Genomic DNA, 22619 nt, shown 5'->3' on the forward strand with positions numbered 1-22619 from the left:
ATGAGGCTGCTGCGGACCATCATCTCGGCGCTGTGCATCCTTGCGGGTGCACTGTCGATCGTCGGCTGGGCGATCAGCTCGGTCGCGGTCGATGCGGTGGAGGACGGCTCGGCTGTCATCGGTTTCACGGACCGTGCGCTCGACTCCGAGGCGGTCCAGGACACGATCGCTGGATCGATGACGGACGAGGTCGCGGCGTGGCTTGAGGAGCGGGGCGTGAGCCTTGACGCGCTCGGCGCGGTGGACACGGTGCAGGACCTCTTCAAGGCGCTCGTGGAGACGGAGGCGTTCCAGGCGCTCGTCACCGATCAGGCAGAGGCGGCGCGGCAGCAGATCGCCGACGCGCTGACCGACGAGGCGAGGTCGCCTGCGCCGCTCGTGATCGTCGTGGATGCCGACAGCCTCGTCGCGGAGCGCCTGGAGGGGGTCGCGGTCCTCGGCACGGTGTCGGATGCGGTCGACATCGCGCCTGTCGAGGTCGTAGTGATGGACGCCGACACCTTCGAGCAGGCCCGCGACGCGTATGGGCTGATGGAGCTGGCGGCGCAGTACGGGCTGTGGGCAGGCATCGGCCTGGTCGTCGTCGGGTTGCTCGTCTCGCCTCGGCGGGCCTGGTTCCTGCCCAAGCTGCTGCTCGCGGTGGGGGTGCTGGCGCTCCTTGCGTGGGGAGTCGTGCAGATGCTGGGCGTCGACGGTGTGCTCCTGGTCCTCCCGGGTGGTCCCGACGGTGCGCTCGGATCCGTGGTGGGCGGACTGCTGTCGGAGGAGTCGGGCGAGGCGCTCATGCAACGGACCCTGTGGGTCGGGCTGGGAGCGCTTGCCGGAGCCGCGGTCCTCGCCCTGATCGTGAGCGGGTTCAAGGCGCGACGCTGACGTGCGCGCACGCCCACGTCATGAATCGATGGCTGGCGCTCCAGTCCATATCGGAAGGTTCGGTGCGAGCCCCTCGCTCGACACGGCTGTGACCGCCTGAGCCGCGCCCGCATCCATGCACCGCTCGAGCTCCTCCGCCGTGAAGGGCCGGCCCGCGCATCCTTCGCGAAGCGCCTGCATGAGCATTCCCGCGGCGAAGGCGTCGCCGGCGCCGTTGGGATCCACGACCGTGGTCCGTGCGGCCGGGACGCGCACGGGCGTGCCGTCGCCGCTGATCCCGACCGCACCGTCGGCGCCGAGGGTGCAGACTGCGGCGTGCCGCCCTTCAAGGACCGACGCGCTGAGGAAGCCTTCGATGTCGCCGATCCTGTCGCCGTTCATCAGGATGACGTCCGCTGCTTCGAGGAACGGTTCGTGGAACGGATCCGCACCGTCGTAGTCGTGGATGTCGACCCAGACGGGCACCCCGCTCGCGGCGATCGCCGGAGCAAGCGAGAGCGACAGCGGCGCAAGGTCGAGGAACACGGCGTCGATGCCCGGAAGGGCGGTGCGCAGGTCATGGAGTCGCGCGGCGGTCAGCGTGGGGTCCGGATCGCCGGCGGGCTGCAGGTAGACCGACACCCTGGCGCCGTGGCGAGACATCAGGTTGAGGTGCCGCTCCACGGGTGCGCCCGTGGGGATCGCATGCACGGCGACGCCCCGCGACTCCACGACGCGGAGCGCTTCGGCGCCTGACTCGTCGTCGCCCTCCGTGGTGAAGAGGAGGGTCTCGGCGCCGAGGTCGCTCAGATGCAGCGCCTTGCCTGCCGACGTGCCGCCGATCTGGGTGCTCCAGCGGTCGGCCATGACGGTGTGCGGCACCGGCGCGGGGAGATGCTCCAGCGTGACGATCGTGTCGACCGAGACCGGTCCGATGACGGCGACCGTCGGTGCCGCGCCGGAGGTGCTGCCGGTCATGCCGTTCGCGGTGCCGCGGTCGAGCGGCGCGTGATCAGCTCGAACGGGAGCCTCGTCGCGGCCGGGGGGTGCTGCTCGTCAGGCTCGAGCTCGACGAGCAGCGCGCGGGCGCCGATCGCTCCTTGCTCTGCAGGGTGCTGATCGATCGTGGTGAGCCCGAGCAGGTCGCCCATGGGATGCCCGTCGACGCCGATCACCGAGAGGTCCTCGGGGACCCTCAGGTCGAGCTCGCGTGCGGCCATGAGGACGCCGTATGCCATCTCGTCGGAGGCGGCGAAGATCGCGGTGGGGCGGTGGTGGGGGTCTGCCAGCAGCTTCATCGCGGCGGAGTAGCCGCCCTGGCTGGTGAAGTCGCCCTCGGCCACACGGGTGGAGCGCACGGGCAGCCCAGCTTCGGCGAGCGCGGTGTCGTAGCCGGCGCGTCGCAGGACTGGCACCTGGAAGTCCAGGTCGTAGGGGAGCACACCGCCCGCGTAGGCGATGTCCCGATGCCCGAGCTCGAGCAGGTGCGTGACGGCGGTCTTCGCGACCGCGAGATTGTCCACGGCGAACGTCGGGATGTCAGGCTGGGGGCGGTCGATCGCGACCACGGGCTTGCCCAGCGCGTGCAGGCGGTCCCTCTCGGTCGTGGTGAGCGACAGCGTGACCAGCAGCAGCGCGTCGACCCTGTGCCGCAGGAGCGACTCCTGGAAGAGACGCTCGCGCCTGGGGTTGTGCACGCCCTGGGTGTCGTCGAGCCGGTTCGGCTCGCAGTGGTAGATCGTGAGGTCGTATCCGGCGTCGTTGAGCACGCGGTGGGCGCCTGACATGACGCTCGTGAAGAACCAGCGGTTGAGGAACGGCATCATGACGCCGACGGAGCGGGTGCGGCCGCTCGCGAGGCCCGAGGCGGTCGCGGAGACCACGTATCCGAGCTCCTTGGCCGCTTCCTCGACGCGGGCCCGTGTCGAGGCGGAGACGCTCGGCTTGCCTGCGAGCGCTCGGGAGACCGTGGCGGTGGAGACGCCGGCGAGCTCGGCGACCTTGCGGATCCCGACGTTGTTCATGCGCGCCTCCTGGGGCGGTCCCGGACCGTGTCAGGCATCACGTCGGAGCCACACGGTGGCGTCGGCGGGAAGCGCTCCATCCAGATCGGTGGAGGCGAGGATCACGTCGCTACCGAGGCTGTCGAGCGGGATCGGGCCGGCGTCGATGTTGGTGACGATCCGGATGTCCCCGTTGTCGAAGGCGAGCGTGCCCTCGCGGGCGTCGGCCCACGCGAAGGTGCCGGTGCCGAGCGCGTGCGTCGCGCGCAGCGTCAAGGCCGAGCGGTACAGCTCAAGCGTGGAACCCTCCATCCCTCGCTGCGCGTCGCGTGCGAAGGGCGCCCAGTCGGCCGGCTGCGGCAGCCAGCTCTCGCCGGTGGTGTTGAACCCGAAGGCGGGCGCGTCGGCCTCCCACGGGATCGGGACGCGGCATCCGTCGCGGCCGAACCGCTCACCCTGGGTGCGGAACCAGGTGGGGTCCTGGCGGAGGTCGTCGGCGATGTCGAGCACCTCGGGCAGGCCCAGCTCCTCTCCCTGGTAGAGGTAGGCGCCGCCGGGGAGCGCGAGCATGAGCAGCGTCGCGGCGCGCGCGCGGCGGATGCCGTGCTCGACGTCGGGCAGGCCAGGGGAGTGGGGGCCGAGCCCGTGACCCTGGGGGTTGAACACGGTGAGCGCAAGCCGGGTGGCGTGGCGCACCACGTCGTGGTTGGACAGCACCCACGTGCTGGGCGCTCCGACGGCGCCGAAGGAAGAGAGCGAGTCGTCGATGATCTCGCGCAGCTCGGCGACGTCCCATCCGGTCATGAGATACGCGAAGTTGAAGGCCTGATGCATCTCGTCGGGTCGGACCCACAGTGCCATGCGGGGCAGGGGCTGCACCCAGGCCTCGGCGACGAGGATCTTGTCGGGCCCGTGCGCGGTGACCACGTCGTGCCAGCGGCGCCAGATCTCGTGGACGCCGTCCTGCGCGAAGTAGGGGCTGGGCGTGGCCGGGTCCCCGAGCGCGGCGCCCTTCTTCTCCTCGGCGGTGTAGTCCGGGAGGCCGTCAGCCTTGACGAGGCCGTGGGCGACGTCGACGCGGAAGCCGTCGACCCCTCGGTCGAGCCAGAACCGGAGGATGTCGTCGAAGCTGGCACGCACGTCCTCCTGGGTCCAGTCCAGGTCCGGCTGCGTGACGTCGAACAGGTGGAGGTACCACTGGCCCGGCGTGCCGTCGGCTTCGGTGACCCGCGTCCAGGCGGGCCCGCCGAAGACCGACTGCCAGTCGTTCGGCGGCTCGGCGCCGTCGGGTCCCTTGCCCTCTCGGAAGATGTAGCGGGCGCGTTCGGGTGAGCCGGGCGCGGCGGCGAGCGCTGCCGAGAACCACTCGTGATCGGAGCTCGTGTGGTTGGGCACCACGTCCACGACCACGCGCATGCCGAGCTCGTGCGCGCGCGCGGCGAGCGCGTCGAAGTCCTCGAGGGTGCCGAAGAGCGGATCGACGTCGCAGAAGTCCGACACGTCGTACCCGGCGTCGTGCTGCGGCGATCGGTAGAAGGGGGAGAGCCAGATCGCGTCGACTCCGAGCTCTGCGAGAGCGTCGAGCCGTGAGGTGATTCCAGGGAGGTCGCCCACGCCATCGCCGTCGGCGTCGGCGAACGAGCGGGGGTAGACCTGGTAGATGACGGCCGACCGCCACCAGTCTGCCGGGCTGTCCTGGATCGTGCGGTACACCAAGGGTCGAGTCCTCTCGCGGGTCGCTGCTGCCGTGGGCGCAGACGCAGGACCCGTGGGGCCTGGGGCGTCGTTGCCTCCGCTACCTTTGTAAACGCTTGCAGTCTAGCCCGCAAATCGGGCACGCTCCGTCGCCTGAACCGGGAATGCCGGGCCGCGCGCGCACGTTGTGCTCCACACCTGCGCCACCGTGCGCCGTCTGAGGAGGACTGTCATGACAGTGTCGCTTCGCTGCCCCAGCTCGGGTGCCGAGCACCGCGTGGAGACGCGGGTGCGTCACGATGAGCCGTCGCCCGCGCCTGAGGCCGAGATCCGCGCCCAGGTGACGGTGCCGATGACGTTCGCTGACGGCTACTCGACGACGGCCTCGGTCATGACCTTCCATGGGCTTGCCGACGGCGCCGAGCATCTCCTTCTGGGCCTCGGCGACTGGCAGGGCGCCCTCGCCCGCGCGGCCGACGGCGGTGAGGCTCCGCTCGTGCGCCCCCACAGCGAGTGCCTGACGGGAGACGTGCTCGGTTCCGAGCGCTGCGACTGCGGCCCCCAGCTGCGCGAGGCTGCCGAGCGCATCACGGAGGCCGGAGGCTTCCTGCTGTACCTCCGTCAGGAGGGCCGCGGGATCGGCCTGTACGCCAAGCTCGACGCATACGCGCTTCAGGACTCGGGCCTCGACACCTACGAGGCGAATCTCGCGCTGGGACGCGGCGAGGACGAGCGTGACTACACGGCCGTGGCGCAGATGCTGTCCGCGGTCGGCGCGGACCGGATCCGTCTGCTGAGCAACAACCCTGACAAGGCGGCACAGCTCGAGGATCTGGGGATCGACGTCGAGGTCCAGGTGCCGACCGGCGTTCACCTGACCGAGGCGAACGCGCGGTACCTCGAGACCAAGGTGCAGCACACGGGCCACCTCCTCGCGCTTCCCGGCGTCGCCTGAGCTGATCTGAGCCCCGGGCTCACCGCATCTCCGGCGCGCACGCGGCAGCGCCCCCTGGCGGTGCCGTGGCTCCGGTTCCGAGGGGGCGCTGCTGTCCAGGTCTCGTCCCACGGAGCGAATCGGCGAAGGAGAGTCCTGGTCGGGTGCTGCTCACGGCCCTGGCCTGTGGCCGTCGGGTCCGTTGCCCTCCCCATCGATCCCGTTCACTCGGTGGCGAGCGCATGTGACGAAGACTGCACGCGGCTCGCGATCAGGGTGGTGAACCGACCGCAGCCCGTGTGCGCTGTGGGAGAGGCGCGTCTGTGATCGCCTCGAGCATCTCCCGCTCGTGATCCGACAGCGGTCTGGGCCGCTGAGTGTCGGGATCCAGATAGACCAGGACCGAGACCACGCGTGCGTAGACGGTGTCCTGTCCTCCGTGCTCCGTTCGCATGACGTGGCAGATGTCGATGCTGGAGCCTCCGATGCGTGACACCCAGAGGTCCACGAGCACGGGGTGCGGCGACCAGGGCATCTGCTGGACGTAGTCGATCTCGTGACGCGCGACCACCACGGGCGGGCGACCTGCGCTGCGAAGCGCTCCCCTCTCGTCCGCGAGGGTGCCGAGGATGGGGTGAAGCCCACGGATCCGCACGTCCTCGAGGATCGTGAGGTAGGCGACGTTGTTGACGTGACCGTTCGGGTCGAGGTCCGCCCAGCGGAGATGGACCGGGAAGGTCAGGCGCGGCATGCGGCGCCCCCTCTCCAGGTCCGCATGCCGCGCCGCCCCCTCCCGGTGGTCGTCATGAGGCGATCGGGTAGGCGACCTTGTCCGAGGTGCGCAGCGCCACCTTGTCCACCTTGCCGGCCGCGTTGCGCGGCAGCGCCTCGGCGAACGCGATGTCCTTGGGCTGCTTGTAGTGGGCGAGCCGGGTCTCCAGCCACGTGCGCAGGCCCGCGAGGTCCACGGACTCTCCGGGACGCGTCACGAGCGTGGCGACGGGCACCTCGCCCCATCGCGGGTCCGGGCGTCCGTAGACGGCTGCGTCGAGGATCGCGGGGTGATCCATGAGCGCGTTCTCCACCTCGGCGCAGTACACGTTCTCGCCTCCGCTGATGATCATGTCCTTGAGGCGGTCCACGACCCACACGAAGCCGTCCTCGTCACGCCTCACCAGGTCGCCGGAGTGGAACCAGTCTCCCTCGAAGGCCGACGCGGTCTCCTCCTCCTTGCGCCAGTAGCCCTTCATCATGCTGGGGCCTCGGTAGACGATCTCGCCCACCTCGCCGGTGCTGACGTCTCGCATGTCGGCGTCGACGATCCTGCACTGGACGGTGGGCACCGGCATGCCGACGGAGCCGAGCTTCGCGAGGGCGTCCTCGCCGCGCAGCACGCACGTGATGGGCGACATCTCCGTCTGGCCGAACACCGTGACCATGAGGGCGGAGGGGAAGGTCTCGTGCATGGTGCGCAGCAGGCTGTCGGATGCGGGCGCCGCGCCCCAGCTGATCACCCGGAGCGGCAGGTCGCGGTCCTTCACTCCGGGAACCGCGCAGATGGCCTGCCACTGCTGGGGCACGTTGAAGACGATGGTCGCGCCCTCCGCCTCCCAGGCATCGAGGATCTCGACAGGGTCGAATGCGCCGAGCGGGTGCAGGACCGTGGGGATCCCGAGGATGAAGTTCGCGCCGATCGAGCCGAGTCCTGCGATGTGGAACAGCGGCGCGGTGAGGAAGGAGACGTCGGACTCGTCGACGATGTTGTTGACGCGGATGACCGTCATCGCCTGTGCGGCCATGTTCCCGTGATCGAGCATGGCGCCCTTCGGGCGGCCCGTGGTGCCCGACGTGTACATGATCAGGCACGTCGTGTCCTCCGGCACGTCAGGAGCCTCGAAGTCGCCCATGGGTTCGGCGAGGAGGTCGGAGAGCGACTCCTGGCCCTCCCCGGCCTCGCCGATCACGATCGTCCGCGTGAGACGCGAGGTGACCTGGCCTGCCGCCGCCACGAGAGGCGCGAGGGGCTGGTCGACGATGATGACGTCAGCGTCGGCGTCGTCGATGATGTAGGCCGCTTCGGCGGGGGAGAGCCTGATGTTGATGGGCACCGCGATAGCGCCGAGCCTGTTGATCGCGAAGACCGTCTCCACGACCTGCGTGTGGTTGAGCGTCAGCATCAGCACGCGGTCGCCGAAGCTGACGCCACGGCGCTGCAGGGCGGCCGCAAGGATGTCCATGTGCTCGGCGACCTCGCTCCAGGTGGTCACGACGCCGCGGTGCTTGAACGCTGTCGCGTCGGGCCTGACCTGCGCGTGGCCGAGCACCTGGTTCATCCAGTGGTTCCGGCGGAGGGAAGCGGGGATCACGTTCGGGGACTTGCTCATCGCGTGCACCTCTTCGTACATCGAGCCGTGACGACGCGGGGCGCCTTTGCCTCGCTCTGCCACCGGGTGACAGTCGTCAGTGGGGACCGGCTACTCGCATGTTACTCACGGTTCACATGTTTTCGCCACTGGTTGGCCAGGCACGGCGTGCCGCGTTACTGTGAGCCTGTGAGCGAGACGACGGCATCGGCGCCGGTACGAAGGCGCCCGCGCGATCGGCGGCAGGCGATCGAGGCGGCCGCCGCGGCCGCATTCGCGGAGCACGGTTACCACCGGGTCTCCATGCAGGACGTCGCCGACGTGGTCGGGATCTCCGCGGCGGCGCTCTACCGGCACTTCGAGAACAAGTACGACCTGTTCCGCGAGGTCGCGCTCGGACTCGCCGCGAGCCTCGCCTCCGCCGTCGAGGGCATCGACGAGGGGCCATGTGCGACCGCTGACGAGGCGAGCGCACGCCTCGACGAGCTGCTCGACGCCATCGCGGGCGCCACCATCGCATTGCGCGGCTCCGGGGGCATCTACCGCTGGGAGAGCCGCTACCTCGAGCCGGAGGATCGCCACGCGCTCGCGTCCGAGTTCTCCGCGCTGAGGCGCCGTATCGCGGTACCGCTCGCGACGCTGCGCCCCGAGCTCGACGACCAGGCGCGCCGCCGCGCAGCGATCGCGGCGCTGAGCGCGATCGCGAGCGTCACCACGCACCGCACCGCGATGCCCGCGTCCGCGCAGCGCGCGCTGCTGCACGAGGCGGCCATGCGCGTGCTGTCCAGCCCGATCCCGCCTGCGGAGCTCGAGGCGGTCGAGGACCAGGAGCCCACGGTGAAGCCCCGTCGGCGCCGCGAGCAGCTTGCGCAGGCCGGCATCATGCTGTTCTCCGAGAGGGGCTACCACGAGGTGACGATCGAGGACATCGCGCATGCGGTGGGGCTCACCCCGTCAGGCGTGTACCGCCACTTCAGCGGCAAGTCCGAGATCCTGCGCACCGCATGCGTGCGCGCGGCTGAGACACTCGACGAGGCTGCGGACGTCGCCCTCGCGCACGAGGATGCGAGCGAGGCGCTCAGGATCCTCTCGGCGGCGTACATCGACTTCGCGGTCGACGACCGAGACCTCATGGGCGTCTACGTCGCCGACGTCGGCGCGCTCGACCTTGAGGATCAGAAGGGGCTGCGGCGCCTGCAACGTGCGCACGTGGAGGACTGGGTCGAGCTCCTGGGGCGCGTGCGTCCCGAGCTCGATCAGAAGCAGCGCCGTTTCCTCGTGCAGGCGGGCTTCAACGTGGTCGCGGATCTGAGCGTCGATCTGCGGCACGGGCCGGCTTCCGAGGCGAAGGCGCTGATCGCGCCGCTGCTCGAGGCGGTGCTCGGAGTCTGAGGCGCGCCGCCTCTCGATGAGGGGCAGCGGCCGTGTCGCCCCGCACGCGGCGGGGCGACACCGCGGCGCTAGTGCTTCGCTCCCTTGGCTCGCCCGTGGAGCATCGGGATCATCTTCGAGACGGTGTGCATGTCCTTGTCGGTGCGGTCCAACGTCAGCAGGTTCAGTGCTGCCTTGCGCGTCTGGATGGCGATCGACTTGGCGGCGCTGAACTCGCGCAGGCCGTCCGCGCCGTGGATCCTTCCGAAGCCGGACTCCTTGACTCCGCCGAAGGGCAGTGCGGCGACGCCGGCGAAGCCGAGGACCGAGTTGATCGTGACGACACCGGTCTCGAGTCGAGCGGCGGCCGCCTTCCCGGCGCGCCGGTTGCTCGTGAAGACGGCGGCGCCGAGCCCGTAGGGCGTGCCGTTCGCGCGGTCGACCGCCTCGTCGAGGTTCGCGACAGGGTTGATGACGACGAGCGGGCCGAATGTCTCTGCCTGCACCGCCTCTGAGCTCTCGTCCACGTCGGTGATGACGATCGGGTCGATGCGCCTGCCTTTGATGCTGTCGGGCCCGCCGAGCGCTGCGCTGCCCGTGCGCAGCGCGTCGTTCACGTGCTGCGCGACCACGTCGGTCTGGGAGGGAAGCGTCATCGGGCCGTAGTGGGCGTCCTGCCCGTCGGTGCGCAGACGCTCGGCGCGTGCGACGACCTTCGCCACGAGCGAGTCCTTGACCGACTCCGCGACGTAGACGCGCTCCACGCCCACGCAGGTCTGGCCCGAGTTGCCCATGCCGCCGAAGACGATGAAGTCAGCCGCGGCCTCAAGGTCGGCGTCGGCGGCCACGAGGACGGCGTCCTTGCCTCCGCACTCGGCGACGATCGGGGTGAGCCGCTGCGCGGCGGAGGCCATGACCTTCTTGGCGGTGGCCGTGGAGCCGGTGAAGGCGATCTTGTCCACGGCGGAGGTGGCGAGTGCCGTACCGGTGCCTCCGTCGCCGGTGAGGGCGAGCAGCACGTCGTGGCCGACCGCCTCCGCCCACCGCTCGGCGATCCATACCGCGGGACCCGGTGTGAGCTCGCTCGGCTTGAACACGACGGCGTTGCCTGCGGCGAGCGCGTAGGAGATGGACCCCATCGGTGTGTAGAGCGGGTAGTTCCACGGGCCGATCACGCCGACGACGCCGTACGGCTCGTAGCCGACCGTCGCGTGCTGGTTGTAGTTGATGAGGCCGGCCTTGACCTTGCGGCGCTTGAGCACGCGCTCGGCGTTCTTCGCCGCCCAGTCGAGGTGGCCGAGCGTGAGCATGATCTCCAGGAGGGCGTCGCCGTGAGGCTTGCCCGTCTCGGCAGAGATCAGGTCGGCGAGCTCCTCGGCGCCGTTCGCGATCGCTGACTTCCAGCGCAGGAGGTGGGCGCGTCGGTCGCGATAGCCCTGGTCCCGCCACCAGGCGGCTCCTGCTCGGGCGCGGTCCACGTGCGCGGCCACGGCGGCATGGTCGGCGATGGGGTAGGTGGCGACGACGGTGCCGTCCACGGGGTTGCGGGTGGTCACCTGGGCGGTCGCGGGTGTGTCTTCCATGAGGGTCATTGCTGGATCTCCTACTCCCCATTGAGCGGATAAGTTAATGACGCGTCACATCGTATGCCGAGGTGCGATGTCCCGCAACATCAAATCTAATCTAGGTTAGAATGGCAGGGATGAACACGACAGCGACCGAGTCGACGAGCCCGACGCCCAAGTCGGCCCACACCAGGCAGCGCATCCTCGACGCTGCCGCCGAGGTCCTGTCCCGCAAGGGTTACGCGGGCACACGTCTCGCGGACGTCGCCGCCGTCGCCCGCGTCCAGGCGCCCGCGATCTACTACTACTTCTCCTCGCGCGACGAGCTGGTCGAGGAGGTCATGTGGGTCGGCGCCAATCGCGTGAGGCTCCACCTCGAGGAGGTGCTCGCCGCGCTGCCGGCGCACACCTCGCAGATGGACCGGCTCATGGTGGCGGTCGACGCCCACCTGCGCTTCGAGCTGCAGCTGTCCCACTACGCGACCGCCTCGATCCGCAACGCCGGCCACGTGCCGGAGCAGATCCGCATCAGGCCCGCGGCCGAGGAGGCGCTCTACAGCCGACTGTGGCGTGACCTGTTCGTCGCCGCCCAGCAGGCGGGGGAGGTGCGCCCCGACCTCGACATCAACGTGTTCAGGCTGCTGCTGCTCGGCGCGCTCAACTGGGTGGTCGAATGGTGGAACCCGCGCACACGCTCGCTCGACGAGCTCGTCGCGACCGCGCAGTCGATGGTGCGCAACGGCGCGGGGGTCCGGTAGGCGCCTGCGACGCGGCCAGGTCCAGGACTTCAACCGCGTCGGCCGGGAAGCCGATCCACGACCTTGCCGAGCGCGCCGCGGGCGAGTCCCACGAGCCCGAACGGCAGGAAGAACGCGAACACGATGAGCACCACGCCGTAGGCGGCGCCCGTCGCAGCGGGGCTCACGCTCGAGGTGAACGTCGGCACGTACTGCACGAACAGCGCGCCCAGCACCGCCCCAGGCACGGTTGCGAGCCCGCCGACGACGATGAGGGTCACGAACGAGATGGACAGCGCCAGGTTGAAGTTCTCCGGTCCCACGAACTCGAGCAGCATCGCGTACAGTCCGCCGGCGACGCCCGCGTAGGCCGCCGACGTCGCGAACAGCCTGGTCTTCGTCTGCCAGACGTTCACGCCGAGGGTCTCTGCCACGAGCTCGGCGTCCCTCACCGCTACGAAGGAGCGGCCCAGCCGGCCGCGCGCCAGACGCCGAGTCGCGAGATAGGCGACCACCGCCGCCGCGAGCGCGAGGTAGTAGATCCACTGGTCATGCGCGAGGGGCACCCATGAGGGCGGGTCTGCGTCGATCGCGATCCCCCTGCTGCCGTGGGTGAGCGGTTCGAAGGCGCGTATCGCGGCCGGAGTCGCCATCGCGAGCGCGAGCGTGACCAGGCCGAGCTGCAGCCCATGGAGCCGCAGCGCAGGCAGCCCGATCACGTAGCCGACGGCGAACGGCAGCATGCCGGCGACGAGCAGCGTCGCGGGGTGCGGGATGCCCAGCTCTCCTCCGACAGCGACGGCGTACGCACCGATCGCGAAGAACGCCGAGTGGCCGAGCGACACCTGGCCGCCGAAGCCGACGAGCAGGTTCAGGCCCAGCCCCACCACCGTCCAGATCATCACGAGCGTGACGGTGAGGTTGATGTAGCTGGGATTCACGAGCGGGATGCCCAGCAGGGCGATGCCCCCGAGCGCGGTCGCGAGGATCGCGAGCCAGCGGGGCGGCGCCAACGGCGGGCGGGGCCGGCGCAGCCACTCGGCGACCGACGCGCGAGCACCGTCGGCGGCTCGGTCGGCTCTCCGTGCAGCCTGGGGCGGGGTGACGACGCTCATACGCGCACCACCTCGCGTCGGCCCAGCATCCCTTGTGGTCGCACGAGCAGGACGATCACGATGATGAGCAGCGCCACCACCTGCTTGAAGTCCGATCCATGCGGCAGGTAGCTGCCGGCAAGGTTCTCGACGACGCCGACTGCGACACCGCCGAGCAGTGCGCCGACGGGGGAGTCGAGGCCCCCGAGCGTCGCTGCGGCGAAGGCGTAGATCAGCACCGGCGCCATCATCCCCGGGTGCAGGAACAGCTCGGGCGCGATCAGCGTGCCCGCGAGCGCGCCGACGGCGCCCGCGATCGCCCATCCGATCGTCATGGTGCGGCCCGTCGAGATGCCTGACAGCTCGGCCGACTCGGGCGCCGACACCGCCGCGCGCATCCTGAGCCCCATCCGGGTGAACTCGAACAGGACTCCGAGCCCGAGCGCGACCGCGAGGACCGTGACCGCGATGCCGATGTCCTGGCGGGACACGGCGATCTCGCCCAGGTCCAGCGCGCCGCCTCCGAACAGCGCCGGTACCTCCTTGGTCTGATAGGTCCACGCCCAGCCGATCACAGCGTTGAGCGCGATCATCATGCCGAGCGTCACGATGATCAGCGGCAACGCCTGATGGCGCTTCACGAGCGGCCTCACGAGCGTGCGCTCCATCGCGGCCGAGAGCGCCGCGAGGATCGCCATGGAGAGCACGAGCGCCGCCCACAGCGGCAGGCCCCACACCGTGAGCTGCCACGACACGTACGCGCCGAGCAGTGCGAGCTCGCCCTGCGCGAAGTTGAGGGTCCGCGATGCGCGGTAGACGAGCACGATCGCGAGCGCGAGCGCGCCGTAGATCGCGCCGGTCGCGATCCCGTCGGCCACTTGTTGGAGGAGCATCGGTGGTCCCTTCTAGACGCCCAGGTAGGCCCTGCGCACGTCGTCGTTGTCCCTGAGATCTGCGGCCGGACCCCGCACGGTGATGCGGCCGCTCTCGATGACCAGGGCGTCCTCGGCGATGCCGAGCGCGACCTGCGCGTTCTGCTCGACGAGGAGCATCGCGGTGTCCGACTCGCGGCCGAGCTCGTCGAGCGTGGCGAAGAGGTCGGTGGTGATCTTCGGCGCGAGCCCAAGCGAGGGCTCGTCGAGCAGCAGCAGGCGAGGCGCGGCCATGAGGGCGCGCGCGATCGCGAGGAGCTGCTGTTCGCCGCCGCTGAGTCCTGAGGCGGGTCGTGAGCTCCGCTCGCCCAGGCGGGGGAAGCGCTCCATCCAGGCGTCCGCCTCGGCAAGCACGGTGCGCCACGGCCGACGGTTGCCGCCGATCAGCAGGTTCTCCTTCACCGTGAGGTCGCCGAAGGTGCCGCGACCTTGCGGCACGTGGGAGACGCCGGCGGCGGCGATCCTGTGCGGGGTCAGGCCCACGAGCTCGACACCGTCGAGCGTGATGGAGCCCTGTGCCTGAGTAAGGCCGGAGATCGTCCGGAGCACGGTGGTCTTGCCTGCTCCGTTCGCGCCGAGGGCGACGAGCCTTCCGCTCGTCTTCACCTCGAAGGCGATGTCGTGGAGCACGGTGACGGGCCCGTAGCCGGCGGAGGCGATGTCGACGTGGAGGAGACTCATGCGGCGCTCCCGAGGTAGGCGGCGACCACCTGCGGGTCGCGCGCGACCTCGTGGGGGTCGCCCTGCGCGATGAGGCGTCCGAAGTCGAGCACCGCAACGCGGTCGCAGACGGAGGTGACGAGCCCCATGTGATGCTCCACCAGGAGGATTGCGGCGCCACGTTCGGCGGCGAGCCTCCGCAGCGTGGTGCCAAGCTCGAGCACCTCCGAGTGGACGAGCCCGTTCGCAGGCTCGTCCACGAGCAGGAGGCGCGGCTCCCCCAGGAGTGCGCGGGCCAGCTCGATCCTCTTGAGGGTGCCGAAGGGGAGGGTGCCGACCATGCGGCCTGCCACGTCCGACAGCTCGAGCTCCGCGAGCAGCGCGATCGCCCGTGCACTGAGCTCGGTCTCCGACCGGCCGATGCGCCGCAGTCCGAGCGTGGTCGCCCACCAGCCGCCGGTCGTGGAGTGATAGCCGCCCGCGAGGACGTTCTCGAGCACCGTCCGGCTCGGCAGCAGGCCGATGTTCTGAAAGGTGCGTCCGACCCCGAGGCTCGCGATCCGGTGGCGGGGTAGGCCCGTGACCTCGCGGCCCGCGACCTTGATGCTCCCCGACTGCGGGCGGTACAGGCCACCGATGCAGTTGAAGAGGCTCGTCTTGCCTGCGCCGTTCGGTCCGATGAGGCCGACGACCTCGCCGTCGGCCACGTCGAGGCTGGGTCCGTCGAGCGCCTGGAGCCCGCCGAAGGACAGGCGGACGTCGCGCACCTCGAGCAGGGCGGTCATGTGCAGCTCCTCGTTCGTATGCTCATCGCCTGGGGAGGCGTGGGCCCGACGCGTGGTCGGGCCCACGCGGCCCTCAGTTGGCGGTGTAGGTGTCCTCGGCGACGTCCCAGTTGTCGCCGTTGAAGACCTGCACCTTCACCTCGCTGAACACGTACGGGTAGTCGGGCGAGGTGGAGATCGCGACCGGCGCGAGGTCGAGCTCGAGCCCATCGAACGACGTCGCGGCGTCGAGCAGGGCCTCGCGCGTGCAGCCCTCCATCTCCTGCAGCGCAGCCTCGAGCAGCTGGGCCGTCTGGTAGCCCGCGGCGGCCGGTGCCGAGAGCGCGTTGACCTCGTCGGGGTGCGCCGCCGCGAAGGTGGTCCACGCGTCGTAGCCCGCGTCGCCTGCGAGCGACGGGTCGGTGATGTCCTTCGTGTAGGCGATCGACACGACGCCGTCCGCCGCCCCTTCGCCTGCAGGCTTCAGGAAGAACGTCGCGTCTGCTGCCGGTGCGTTGATGACCGTGGTCGCGTCCCAGCCGAGCTCGAGCTTCTTCTTCAGCGACTGCGTGGCGAACGCTCCCACCGCCCAGTCGAGGAAGACGTCTGCGTCCGACGCCGCGAGAGCCGTGACCTGGCTGTCCACCGACGCGCTCGCGAGCTCGTAGGGCTCCGCGGCGATGATCTCGATGCCGGTGCCTTCGAACGCCGCCTCGAACCCTGCGTGGATGCTCTCGCCGAAGTCGTCGTTCTGATAGAGGATCGCCGCAGTCGAGTCGGGGTGGTTGTCGATCAGGTAGGCAGCCAGTGCCTGCACCTCGAAGCCGTACTGCGGCATGAAGCCCGTGGTCCATGGAGTCGTCTCGTGGAGCGCGAGGATCGCGTCGGAGCCGGTGCCGACGAACAGGTTGGGCACGCCGGCCTCCTCGACGTACGGTGCGACGCCGATCGCGGCGCCGGTGCCGAGCACGCCTGCGAGCGCGAACACCTCGTCCTGCTCCACGAGCTGCCGGACGTTCGCCGCCGTCTTCGCGGGGTCGTAGCCGTCGTCGATCACGGAGATCGTGACGTCGCGGGTGACACCGTCGGCGAACTCGAGCCCGCCCGCCGCGTTGAGGTCGTCGAAGTAGGCCTTGAGCGTCTGCCCGATCGCCCCGTACGCGGCCGCGGGGCCGGACAGGGGGATGCTGGTGCCGATCCTGACCTCGGTGTCGGTGAAGCCGGGGCTGCACTCCTCCGCGATGCCCATGGTGCTGCTGGTGGGGCTCGCCTCTCCGGCGTCGGCGGGGGTCTCGCGTCCCGCGCATCCGGTGAGCGCAAGCGCGGTGACTGCGACCCCTGCGGTGGCCGCGGGCAGGATGCGGGGGCGGTGGGTGGTGCGTGCGTGGGACATGTCTCCTCCTCAAGTTCCTGCGTGCGGGGCCCGCAGGGTGCGCAGAGGTGCGGGCCGGGGTCCCGGAGCGCACCAGAGTTCTCGTCCCGGCTCGGTCGCGCGGCGGCAGGGTGCGGCGTCGTTGCCGCGTTCCGCCGCGGGGCCGTGGTTGAGGCCGGGCGAGGGGCGGACGTCGCCGCGCCGAGGCGGTGGTCCGTCGTGGGTCATCGTCGTTCGCCTACTCTCCGTTGAGCAGATAAGTTAATGACGCATCACATGCTAGGCGGAATCACGGTCATGCGCAACCAGTCGGACCTTGGGGTGTCAGGTCGGCTGGGCAGCAGGGGTGCTCCTGCGTCAGGACAGCGAGTATCCAGGTAAAAAGGCATGCAGAAGGGGCGCTGCGCGGGCCGAGCTCGCGTGAAGCGGGAGAGGCCGCAGCGAAGCAGGCGCTCTTGCGTCAATTCGTATTCACGTCGATGAAGTTCACGTGAACGAGCGGTCGCTCGAACGTCGAGCTCCCGTGGGGCCGGCTATCCCACGGCCGCGGGATCCCCGAACAGGCTCAGGCGCGAGCGAAGGATCTCCTCCGCGTCAGCGACGATCCTCTGCACCACCTCGCCTGCAGGCGGGATGTCGCGGATCAAGCCCTGCACCATGCCCACGGTCCAGATCCCCGCGTCGAGGTCGCCCTCCTCGAAGACCTTCCGGCCGCGTGCGCCGGCGACGAGCGGGCGCACGTCCTCGAACTGGCCGCCGTCATTGAGGATCTGCACCACCTCGTCGCTCACCGCGTTCTTGGCGACCCGCGCCGTGTTGCGCAGCGTGCGGAAGATCAGGTTCGTGTCCAGCTCCGAGGCCTCGACGATCCTGCGCTTCACGGCCTCGGAGATCGGCGACTCCTGGGTGCACATGAACCGCGAGCCCATGTTGATCCCGTCCGCGCCCAGCGCGAGCGCGGCGGCGAGTCCGCGCCCGTCCGCGAAGCCTCCCGACGCGATGAAGGGGATCGTCAGCTGGTCGGCCGCGGCGGGGATGAGGATCAGCCCCGGCACGTCGTCCTCGCCAGGGTGTCCTGCGCACTCGAAGCCGTCGATCGACACCGCTGTCACGCCCACCGCCTGCGCCTTGAGTGCGTGACGCACGCTCGTGCACTTGTGGATCACACGCACGCCGTGCTCGCGGAACATGTCCATGTGAGGTTCCGGATTGGAGCCCGCGGTCTCCACGATCGTGACCCCGGAGTCCACGATCGCCCGTCGGTACTCGTCGTACGGCGGCGGGTTGATCGACGGCAGGATCGTGAGGTTCACGCCGAACGGCTTGTCCGTCAACGTGCGTGCCCGCTCGATCTCCTTGACCAGGTCTGCCGGCGTGGGCTGCGTGAGCGCGGTGATGATGCCCAGGCCTCCGGCCTCGGACACCGCTGCCGCGAGCTCGGCGCGGCCGACCCACATCATCCCGCCCTGGACGATCGGGTGCTCGATGCCCAGTGTCTCGGTGAAACGCGTCGTCAGCATGACGGTCGCCTCCTACTCGTAGATCTCGCCGGATGCGGCCCTGGCCACAAGCGATGCGGGCGGTCGGAACCGCTCGCCGTACTGCTCAGCGAGCTGCTCGGCGCGTGCGACGAACCCCGGCAGGCCGCCGTCGTACTGGTTGACGTACTGAAGCACGCCGCCTGTCCATGCGGGGAAGCCGATCCCGTAGATCGATCCGATGTTGGCGTCGGCCACGCTCGTGAGCACGTGGTTGTCCAGGCAGTCGATGGTGTCGAGCGCCTCGGCGAACAGCATCCGCTCCTGGAGGTCCACGAGCGGCACCTCGGTGTGGCCCGACCCGTAGCGGTCGCGGACGCCCTGCCAGATCCCGGTGCGGCGGCCGTTCTCGTCGTAGTCGTAGAAGCCCTTGCCCGCCTTGCGCCCCGGCCGGCCCTGCTCGTCGACCATCCAGTCGACGACCGCCTCAGCCGGGTGTGCGATCCACGGGGTGCCCTCCGCCTCCTGTGCTGCCCTCGTCTCGTCGCGGATCTTCTGGGTGAGCGACAGCGCGAGCTCGTCCAGCAGCTGGAGCGGCCCAGCGGGGTATCCGGCCTGCAGTGCCGCCTGCTCGACCGTGGCGGGCTCCACGCCCTCGCGCACCGCCGCGACCGCCTCGTCGATGAACTTGCCGATCACGCGCGAGGTGAAGAAGCCTCGCGCATCGTTGACCACGATCGGCGTCTTGCGGATCTGGAGCACGAAGTCGAAGACCTTGGCGAGCACGGCGTCGCTCGTCTGCCTGCCGCGGACGATCTCGACGAGCGGCATCTTGTCCACGGGGGAGAAGAAGTGGATGCCGATGAAGTCCTCGGACCTGTCCACGCCTTCGGCGAGCACGCTGATCGGCAGCGTCGACGTGTTGGAGCCGAGCACGGCGTCGGGCTCCACGACGTCCTGGATGCCACGGAAGGCCTCCTGCTTGACTGGGACGGACTCGAAGACGGCCTCGATCACGAAGTCGACGCCCGCGAAGTCCTCGGGGCTGTCGGTCGTCGTGATCCTGCCGAGCAGCGCCGCGCTCCGCTCGTCTGTGGTGAGGCCGCGCTTCAGCGCCTTGTCCTCGAGCGTTCTCGAGTAGTCCTTGCCCTTCTCCGCCGACTCCTTCGACACGTCCTTGAGGACCACGTCGATGCCTGCCTTCGCGGCGACGTAGGCGATCGCGGCGCCCATCATTCCCGCACCGATCACGCCCAGCTTGCGCGCCTGGTACGGCGGATAGCCGATGGGACGGTTGGCGCCCTGGTTGATCGTCTGGAGATCGAAGAAGAACGCCTTGATCATGTTCTTCGCCACCTGGGTGTGCGTGAGCTGCACCAGGTATCGCGTCTCGATGAGCGACGCGGTGTCGAAATCGACGTACGCGCCCTCGACCGCGGCGGCCATCGCCGCGCGCGGCGCGGGCAGGGGCGAGCCCTTGAGCTGCTTGCGCAGCATCGCGGGCATGGCGGCGAGCACGGGGGCGAGCGAGGGCGACTGCGGTGAGCCGCCGGGCAGGCGGAAGCCCTTCACGTCCCATGGCTTCACCGGCTCGGGATTCGCGGCGATCCACGCCTTCGCGCGGTCGACGATCTCGTCGCGCGGAGCGAGCTCGTCCACGAGCCCTGCGTCGAGCGCGCCCTCGGCCGTGAACTTCTTCGCCGGGAGGATCACGTCCGCGAGCGCCTTCTGGAGCCCGAGCATGCGTACCGTGCGCGTCACCCCGCCTCCGCCCGGCAGCAGCCCGAGCGACACCTCGGGGAGGCCGAACCTGAGGCTCGGCGCGTCCGATGCGGCGATCCGGTGGTGAGTGGCGAGCGCGACCTCCAGGCCGCCTCCCAGCGCGGTGCCGTCGAGCGTGGCGACCACGGGCCTGCCGAGCTGCTCGAGGCGCCTGAGGAGGGCCTTCACGTGGTCGATGTGCGCGGTCTCCTCGGCGGCCTTCGAGGGGTCTGCCGCCCGGAGCAGGTTGAGGTCGCCGCCGGCGAACCAGCTCTTCTTCGCCGAGGCGAGGATGACGCCTGCGATCTTCTCCTTCTCCGCCTCGAGCCTGTCCACGGTCGCTTCGAGAGAGGAGACGAAGTGGGAGTTCATGGTGTTCGCCCCGCTGTCGGGGTCGTCCATGGTGATGGTGACGACGCCGTCGTCGTCCTGGGTCCAGTCGTAGTGGTGCACCATGTCGGTCCTGTCCTCGGTGAGGCTCATGTCAGGCTCCTTCCTCGACACGCTCGATGACGGTGGCGACGCCCATGCCGGCGCCCACGCACAGGGTTGCGAGGCCTCGGGTGAGATCGCGGCGCTCGAGCTCGTCGAGCAGGGTTCCGAGGATCATCGCGCCGGTCGCTCCGAGCGGGTGGCCCATCGCGATGGCGCCGCCATTGACGTTGACCTTGTCGTGAGAGATGCCCATCTCCCGCTCCCAACGCATCACGACCGAGGCGAACGCCTCGTTGAGCTCGAACAGGTCGATGTCGTCCACGGACAGGCCGGCCTTCGCGAGCGCCTTGCGCGTGGCGGGGGCGGGGCCTGTGAGCATGATCGTCGGCTCCGACCCGGTGACGGCGGCGGAGACGATGCGTGCGCGCGGCGTGAGGCCCAGCCTCTCGCCGATCTCCTTGCTGCCGATGATCATCAGCGCGGCGCCGTCCACGATCCCGGAGGAGTTCGCGGCGGTGTGCACGTGGTCGATCCGTTCGAGCGAGTGGTACTTCTGCATCGCGACGGCGTCGTAGCCGGCCTCCGCGCCCAACGTGGCGAAGGCGGGCTTGAGCGCGCCGAGCGACTCCACGGTGGACCCAGGGCGTCGGTGCTCGTCGGTGTCGAGCACGGTGACCCCGTTGATGTCCTTGACCGGCACGATCGAGCGCGCGAAGCGGCCCTCGTTCCAGGCGTCGTCCGCGCGCTTCTGGGACTCGACCGCGAACGCATCGATCTCCTCGCGCGTGAAGCCCTCGATCGTGGCGATCAGGTCGGCGCTCACGCCCTGCGGCACGAAGTGAAGGTCGTAGTTGGTCGTCGGGTCCTGGACGTAGGCGCCGCCGTCGGAGCCGATCGGCACGCGCGACATGGACTCGACGCCGCCTGCGAGCACCAGGCTCTCGAAGCCGCTGCCCACCTTCTGGGCGGCGGTGTTGACCGCCTCGAGCCCGGAGGCGCAGAACCTGTTGAGCTGGACGCCCGCGACGCTCTCGGGCAGTCCCGCGACCAGCGCCGCGGTCCGGGCGATATCGCCGCCCTGCTCGCCGATGGGGGAGACGACGCCGAGCACGATGTCGTCGATGAGCTCGGGGTCCAGGCCCGGGTTGCGCTCCTGGAGCGCGTGGATCAGGCCGACCACCAGGTCGACGGGCTTGATGCCGTGCAGCGCCCCGCCGCGGTTCTTGCCGCGCGGGGTGCGGACGGCGTCGTAGATGTATGCCTCGGTCATGATGTCCTCCCAGTGCTGCGCTGTCTCACAGGCCCAGGCCTCGACCGACGATCTCCTTCATGATCTCGGTCGTGCCGCCGTAGATGGTGGTGATGCGGGCGTCCTCGTAGTCGCGGGCGATCCTGTACTCGCGCATGTAGCCGTAGCCGCCGTAGAGCTGGAGGCAACGGTTGACCACCTCCACGTACTGCTCGGTGGTGTGGAACTTCGCGGCGGCGGCGTCCTCGGGTGAGAGCCGTCGCTCGTTCTGCCGCTTCAGGCATGCGTCGATGTAGGCGCGGCTCGCCTGCACCGCGGTGACCATCTGGGCGAGCTCGAAGCGGGTGTTCTGGAAGCTGCCGATGGGCTTGCCGAACGCGTGGCGCTGCTTCACGTACTCGAGGGTGCGCTCGAGCACGCCCTCGCTCGAGGCGACGGCGGCCGCGGCGATCGAGATGCGCTCCTGAGGGAGGTTCCCCATGAGGCCTGCGAAGCCCGCGCCTTCGGGTCCCAGCAGGTTGGCGGCGGGCACGCGCACGCCCTGGAAGGCGAGCTCGCTCGTGTCCTGCGCGTGCAGGCCGATCTTCTCGAGCTTGCGGCCGCGCGAGAAGCCGGGGGTGTCGGCAGGGATCACGAGCAGGCTGAGGCCCCGGTGCGGGTCGTCGCCGGTGCGCACGGCCGTGACGATCAGGTCGGCGTTCTGCCCGTTGGAGATGAAGATCTTGGAGCCGTCGACGATGTAGTCGTCGCCGTCGCGCACGGCCGAGGTGCGGATGCCTGCGAGGTCGCTTCCGGTGCCGGGTTCCGACATGGCGACGGCGACGATCAGCTCGCCCGCGGCGATCCCAGGAAGCCACCGCTGCTTCTGCTCGTCGTTCGTGAGGTCGGTGAAGTAGGGGATCACGATGTCGTTGGACAGGGCGATGCCGGCCATGCCGGAGGAGACGGGGTGGTGCGCGAGCTCCTCGCCCATCACGGCGTTGAAGCGGAAGTCGTCGGATCCGCCGCCTCCGTACTGCTCGGGGATGCCGAAGCCCAGGATCCCGGCCTCTGCGGCCTTGGTGAAGAGGTCGCGGTCCACGCGACCTTCCCGGTCCCAGCGCTCGGCGTGGGGTCTGGCATGGAGCTCGACGAAGTCCCGCACCATCTCGCGGAACTGCTCATGTTCCTCGTCGTACAGATCGCGTGGTCCGACGACGCCGCTCATGCTCGGGGACTTCGAGCCTGTGCTCAACACAGCGGTCATGGGTGATCCTCCTTGATCTCCGCCTGAGAGTTTTTATAACACATTAGAAACGAGAGTGCGCGGGCAAGGCTCTTGGGCGTGGCGCTTGCGGAAATCCGCAGATGCTGT

Annotated in this window: 19 protein-coding genes; 4 read left to right on the forward strand and 15 right to left on the reverse strand. The window is 69.8% G+C overall.

The annotated features are described in order from the left end of the window. Entirely contained in the window at positions 1-873 is an 873-nt protein-coding gene (locus QQX04_RS06415; RefSeq protein WP_301127344.1) for a hypothetical protein, read from the forward strand. A gap of 18 nt (positions 874-891) precedes the next feature. Here QQX04_RS06415 and QQX04_RS06420 read toward each other — a convergent pair whose 3' ends face one another. From QQX04_RS06420 to QQX04_RS06430, 3 genes are read right to left on the reverse strand one after another with little or no spacing between them, the layout of a single operon-like run. Continuing rightward, a complete protein-coding gene (locus QQX04_RS06420; protein WP_301127346.1) occupies positions 892-1830 on the reverse strand; it encodes a carbohydrate kinase family protein in 939 nt (312 codons plus the stop codon). Then, positions 1827-2876: a LacI family DNA-binding transcriptional regulator gene (locus QQX04_RS06425; protein ID WP_301127348.1), complete on the reverse strand. Its 1050-nt coding sequence runs from the start codon at positions 2874-2876 to the stop codon at positions 1827-1829. Before QQX04_RS06425 ends, QQX04_RS06420 begins: the two co-directional genes overlap by 4 nt. A 30-nt stretch (positions 2877-2906) precedes the next feature. Continuing rightward, positions 2907-4568: a glycoside hydrolase family 13 protein gene (locus tag QQX04_RS06430; protein WP_301127690.1), complete on the reverse strand. Its 1662-nt coding sequence runs from the start codon at positions 4566-4568 to the stop codon at positions 2907-2909. A 214-nt stretch (positions 4569-4782) separates the two neighbouring features. On the opposite strand from QQX04_RS06430, the gene QQX04_RS06435 reads away from it, so the two are divergent. Further along, positions 4783-5505 (forward strand): GTP cyclohydrolase II, encoded by a 723-nt coding sequence (locus QQX04_RS06435; RefSeq protein ID WP_436968463.1) that lies wholly within the window; start codon positions 4783-4785, stop codon positions 5503-5505. 250 nt (positions 5506-5755) lie between these two features. Here the strand turns inward: QQX04_RS06435 and QQX04_RS06440 are convergent, their stop codons facing one another. Both QQX04_RS06440 and QQX04_RS06445 read right to left on the reverse strand, forming a co-directional pair. Next, a complete protein-coding gene (locus tag QQX04_RS06440) occupies positions 5756-6235 on the reverse strand; it encodes an acyl-CoA thioesterase (RefSeq protein WP_301127350.1) in 480 nt (159 codons plus the stop codon). 52 nt (positions 6236-6287) lie between these two features. After that, positions 6288-7868, reverse strand: a complete 1581-nt coding sequence (locus QQX04_RS06445; protein WP_301127352.1) for a long-chain-fatty-acid--CoA ligase — start codon at positions 7866-7868, stop codon at positions 6288-6290. 168 nt (positions 7869-8036) lie between these two features. On the opposite strand from QQX04_RS06445, the gene QQX04_RS06450 reads away from it, so the two are divergent. Further along, a complete protein-coding gene (locus tag QQX04_RS06450; protein ID WP_301127354.1) occupies positions 8037-9239 on the forward strand; it encodes a TetR/AcrR family transcriptional regulator in 1203 nt (400 codons plus the stop codon). Positions 9240-9307: 68 nt separating this feature from the next. Here the strand turns inward: QQX04_RS06450 and QQX04_RS06455 are convergent, their stop codons facing one another. After that, entirely contained in the window at positions 9308-10810 is a 1503-nt protein-coding gene (locus QQX04_RS06455; protein ID WP_301127356.1) for an aldehyde dehydrogenase family protein, read from the reverse strand. 110 nt (positions 10811-10920) lie between these two features. Between QQX04_RS06455 and QQX04_RS06460 the strand changes: the two genes are divergently transcribed. Continuing rightward, the gene (locus tag QQX04_RS06460) at positions 10921-11541 is read left to right on the forward strand and encodes a TetR/AcrR family transcriptional regulator (RefSeq protein ID WP_301127357.1); all 621 of its coding nucleotides are present in this window, start codon (positions 10921-10923) and stop codon (positions 11539-11541) included. A gap of 29 nt (positions 11542-11570) precedes the next feature. Here the strand turns inward: QQX04_RS06460 and QQX04_RS06465 are convergent, their stop codons facing one another. From QQX04_RS06465 to QQX04_RS06505, 9 genes are all read right to left on the reverse strand, one after another. After that, on the reverse strand, positions 11571-12635 hold the full coding sequence (locus QQX04_RS06465) for a branched-chain amino acid ABC transporter permease (protein WP_301127359.1): 1065 nt from the start codon (positions 12633-12635) through the stop codon (positions 11571-11573). Beyond that, entirely contained in the window at positions 12632-13507 is an 876-nt protein-coding gene (locus QQX04_RS06470) for a branched-chain amino acid ABC transporter permease (RefSeq protein ID WP_301127361.1), read from the reverse strand. Before QQX04_RS06470 ends, QQX04_RS06465 begins: the two co-directional genes overlap by 4 nt. Before the next feature lie 12 nt (positions 13508-13519). Further along, positions 13520-14227 (reverse strand): ABC transporter ATP-binding protein, encoded by a 708-nt coding sequence (locus QQX04_RS06475; protein WP_301127362.1) that lies wholly within the window; start codon positions 14225-14227, stop codon positions 13520-13522. After that, positions 14224-14991, reverse strand: coding sequence for an ABC transporter ATP-binding protein (locus QQX04_RS06480; protein ID WP_301127363.1), 768 nt, complete (start codon positions 14989-14991; stop codon positions 14224-14226). Before QQX04_RS06480 ends, QQX04_RS06475 begins: the two co-directional genes overlap by 4 nt. Before the next feature lie 73 nt (positions 14992-15064). Continuing rightward, on the reverse strand, positions 15065-16363 hold the full coding sequence (locus QQX04_RS06485; RefSeq protein WP_301127365.1) for an ABC transporter substrate-binding protein: 1299 nt from the start codon (positions 16361-16363) through the stop codon (positions 15065-15067). A 512-nt stretch (positions 16364-16875) separates the two neighbouring features. Further along, the gene (locus QQX04_RS06490; RefSeq protein ID WP_301127367.1) at positions 16876-17862 is read right to left on the reverse strand and encodes an NAD(P)H-dependent flavin oxidoreductase; all 987 of its coding nucleotides are present in this window, start codon (positions 17860-17862) and stop codon (positions 16876-16878) included. A 12-nt stretch (positions 17863-17874) separates the two neighbouring features. Continuing rightward, entirely contained in the window at positions 17875-20064 is a 2190-nt protein-coding gene (locus QQX04_RS06495; protein ID WP_301127369.1) for a 3-hydroxyacyl-CoA dehydrogenase NAD-binding domain-containing protein, read from the reverse strand. 1 nt (position 20065) lies between these two features. Continuing rightward, positions 20066-21286: an acetyl-CoA C-acetyltransferase gene (locus tag QQX04_RS06500; protein ID WP_367312942.1), complete on the reverse strand. Its 1221-nt coding sequence runs from the start codon at positions 21284-21286 to the stop codon at positions 20066-20068. Positions 21287-21311: 25 nt separating this feature from the next. Next, complete coding sequence (locus QQX04_RS06505) at positions 21312-22511, reverse strand: acyl-CoA dehydrogenase family protein (RefSeq protein WP_301127370.1); 1200 nt, start codon at positions 22509-22511, stop codon at positions 21312-21314. Positions 22512-22619 lie beyond the last annotated feature (108 nt).

Origin of the sequence: Demequina zhanjiangensis, assembly GCF_030418315.1 — a bacterium.
Classification (GTDB): domain Bacteria; phylum Actinomycetota; class Actinomycetes; order Actinomycetales; family Demequinaceae; genus Demequina; species Demequina zhanjiangensis.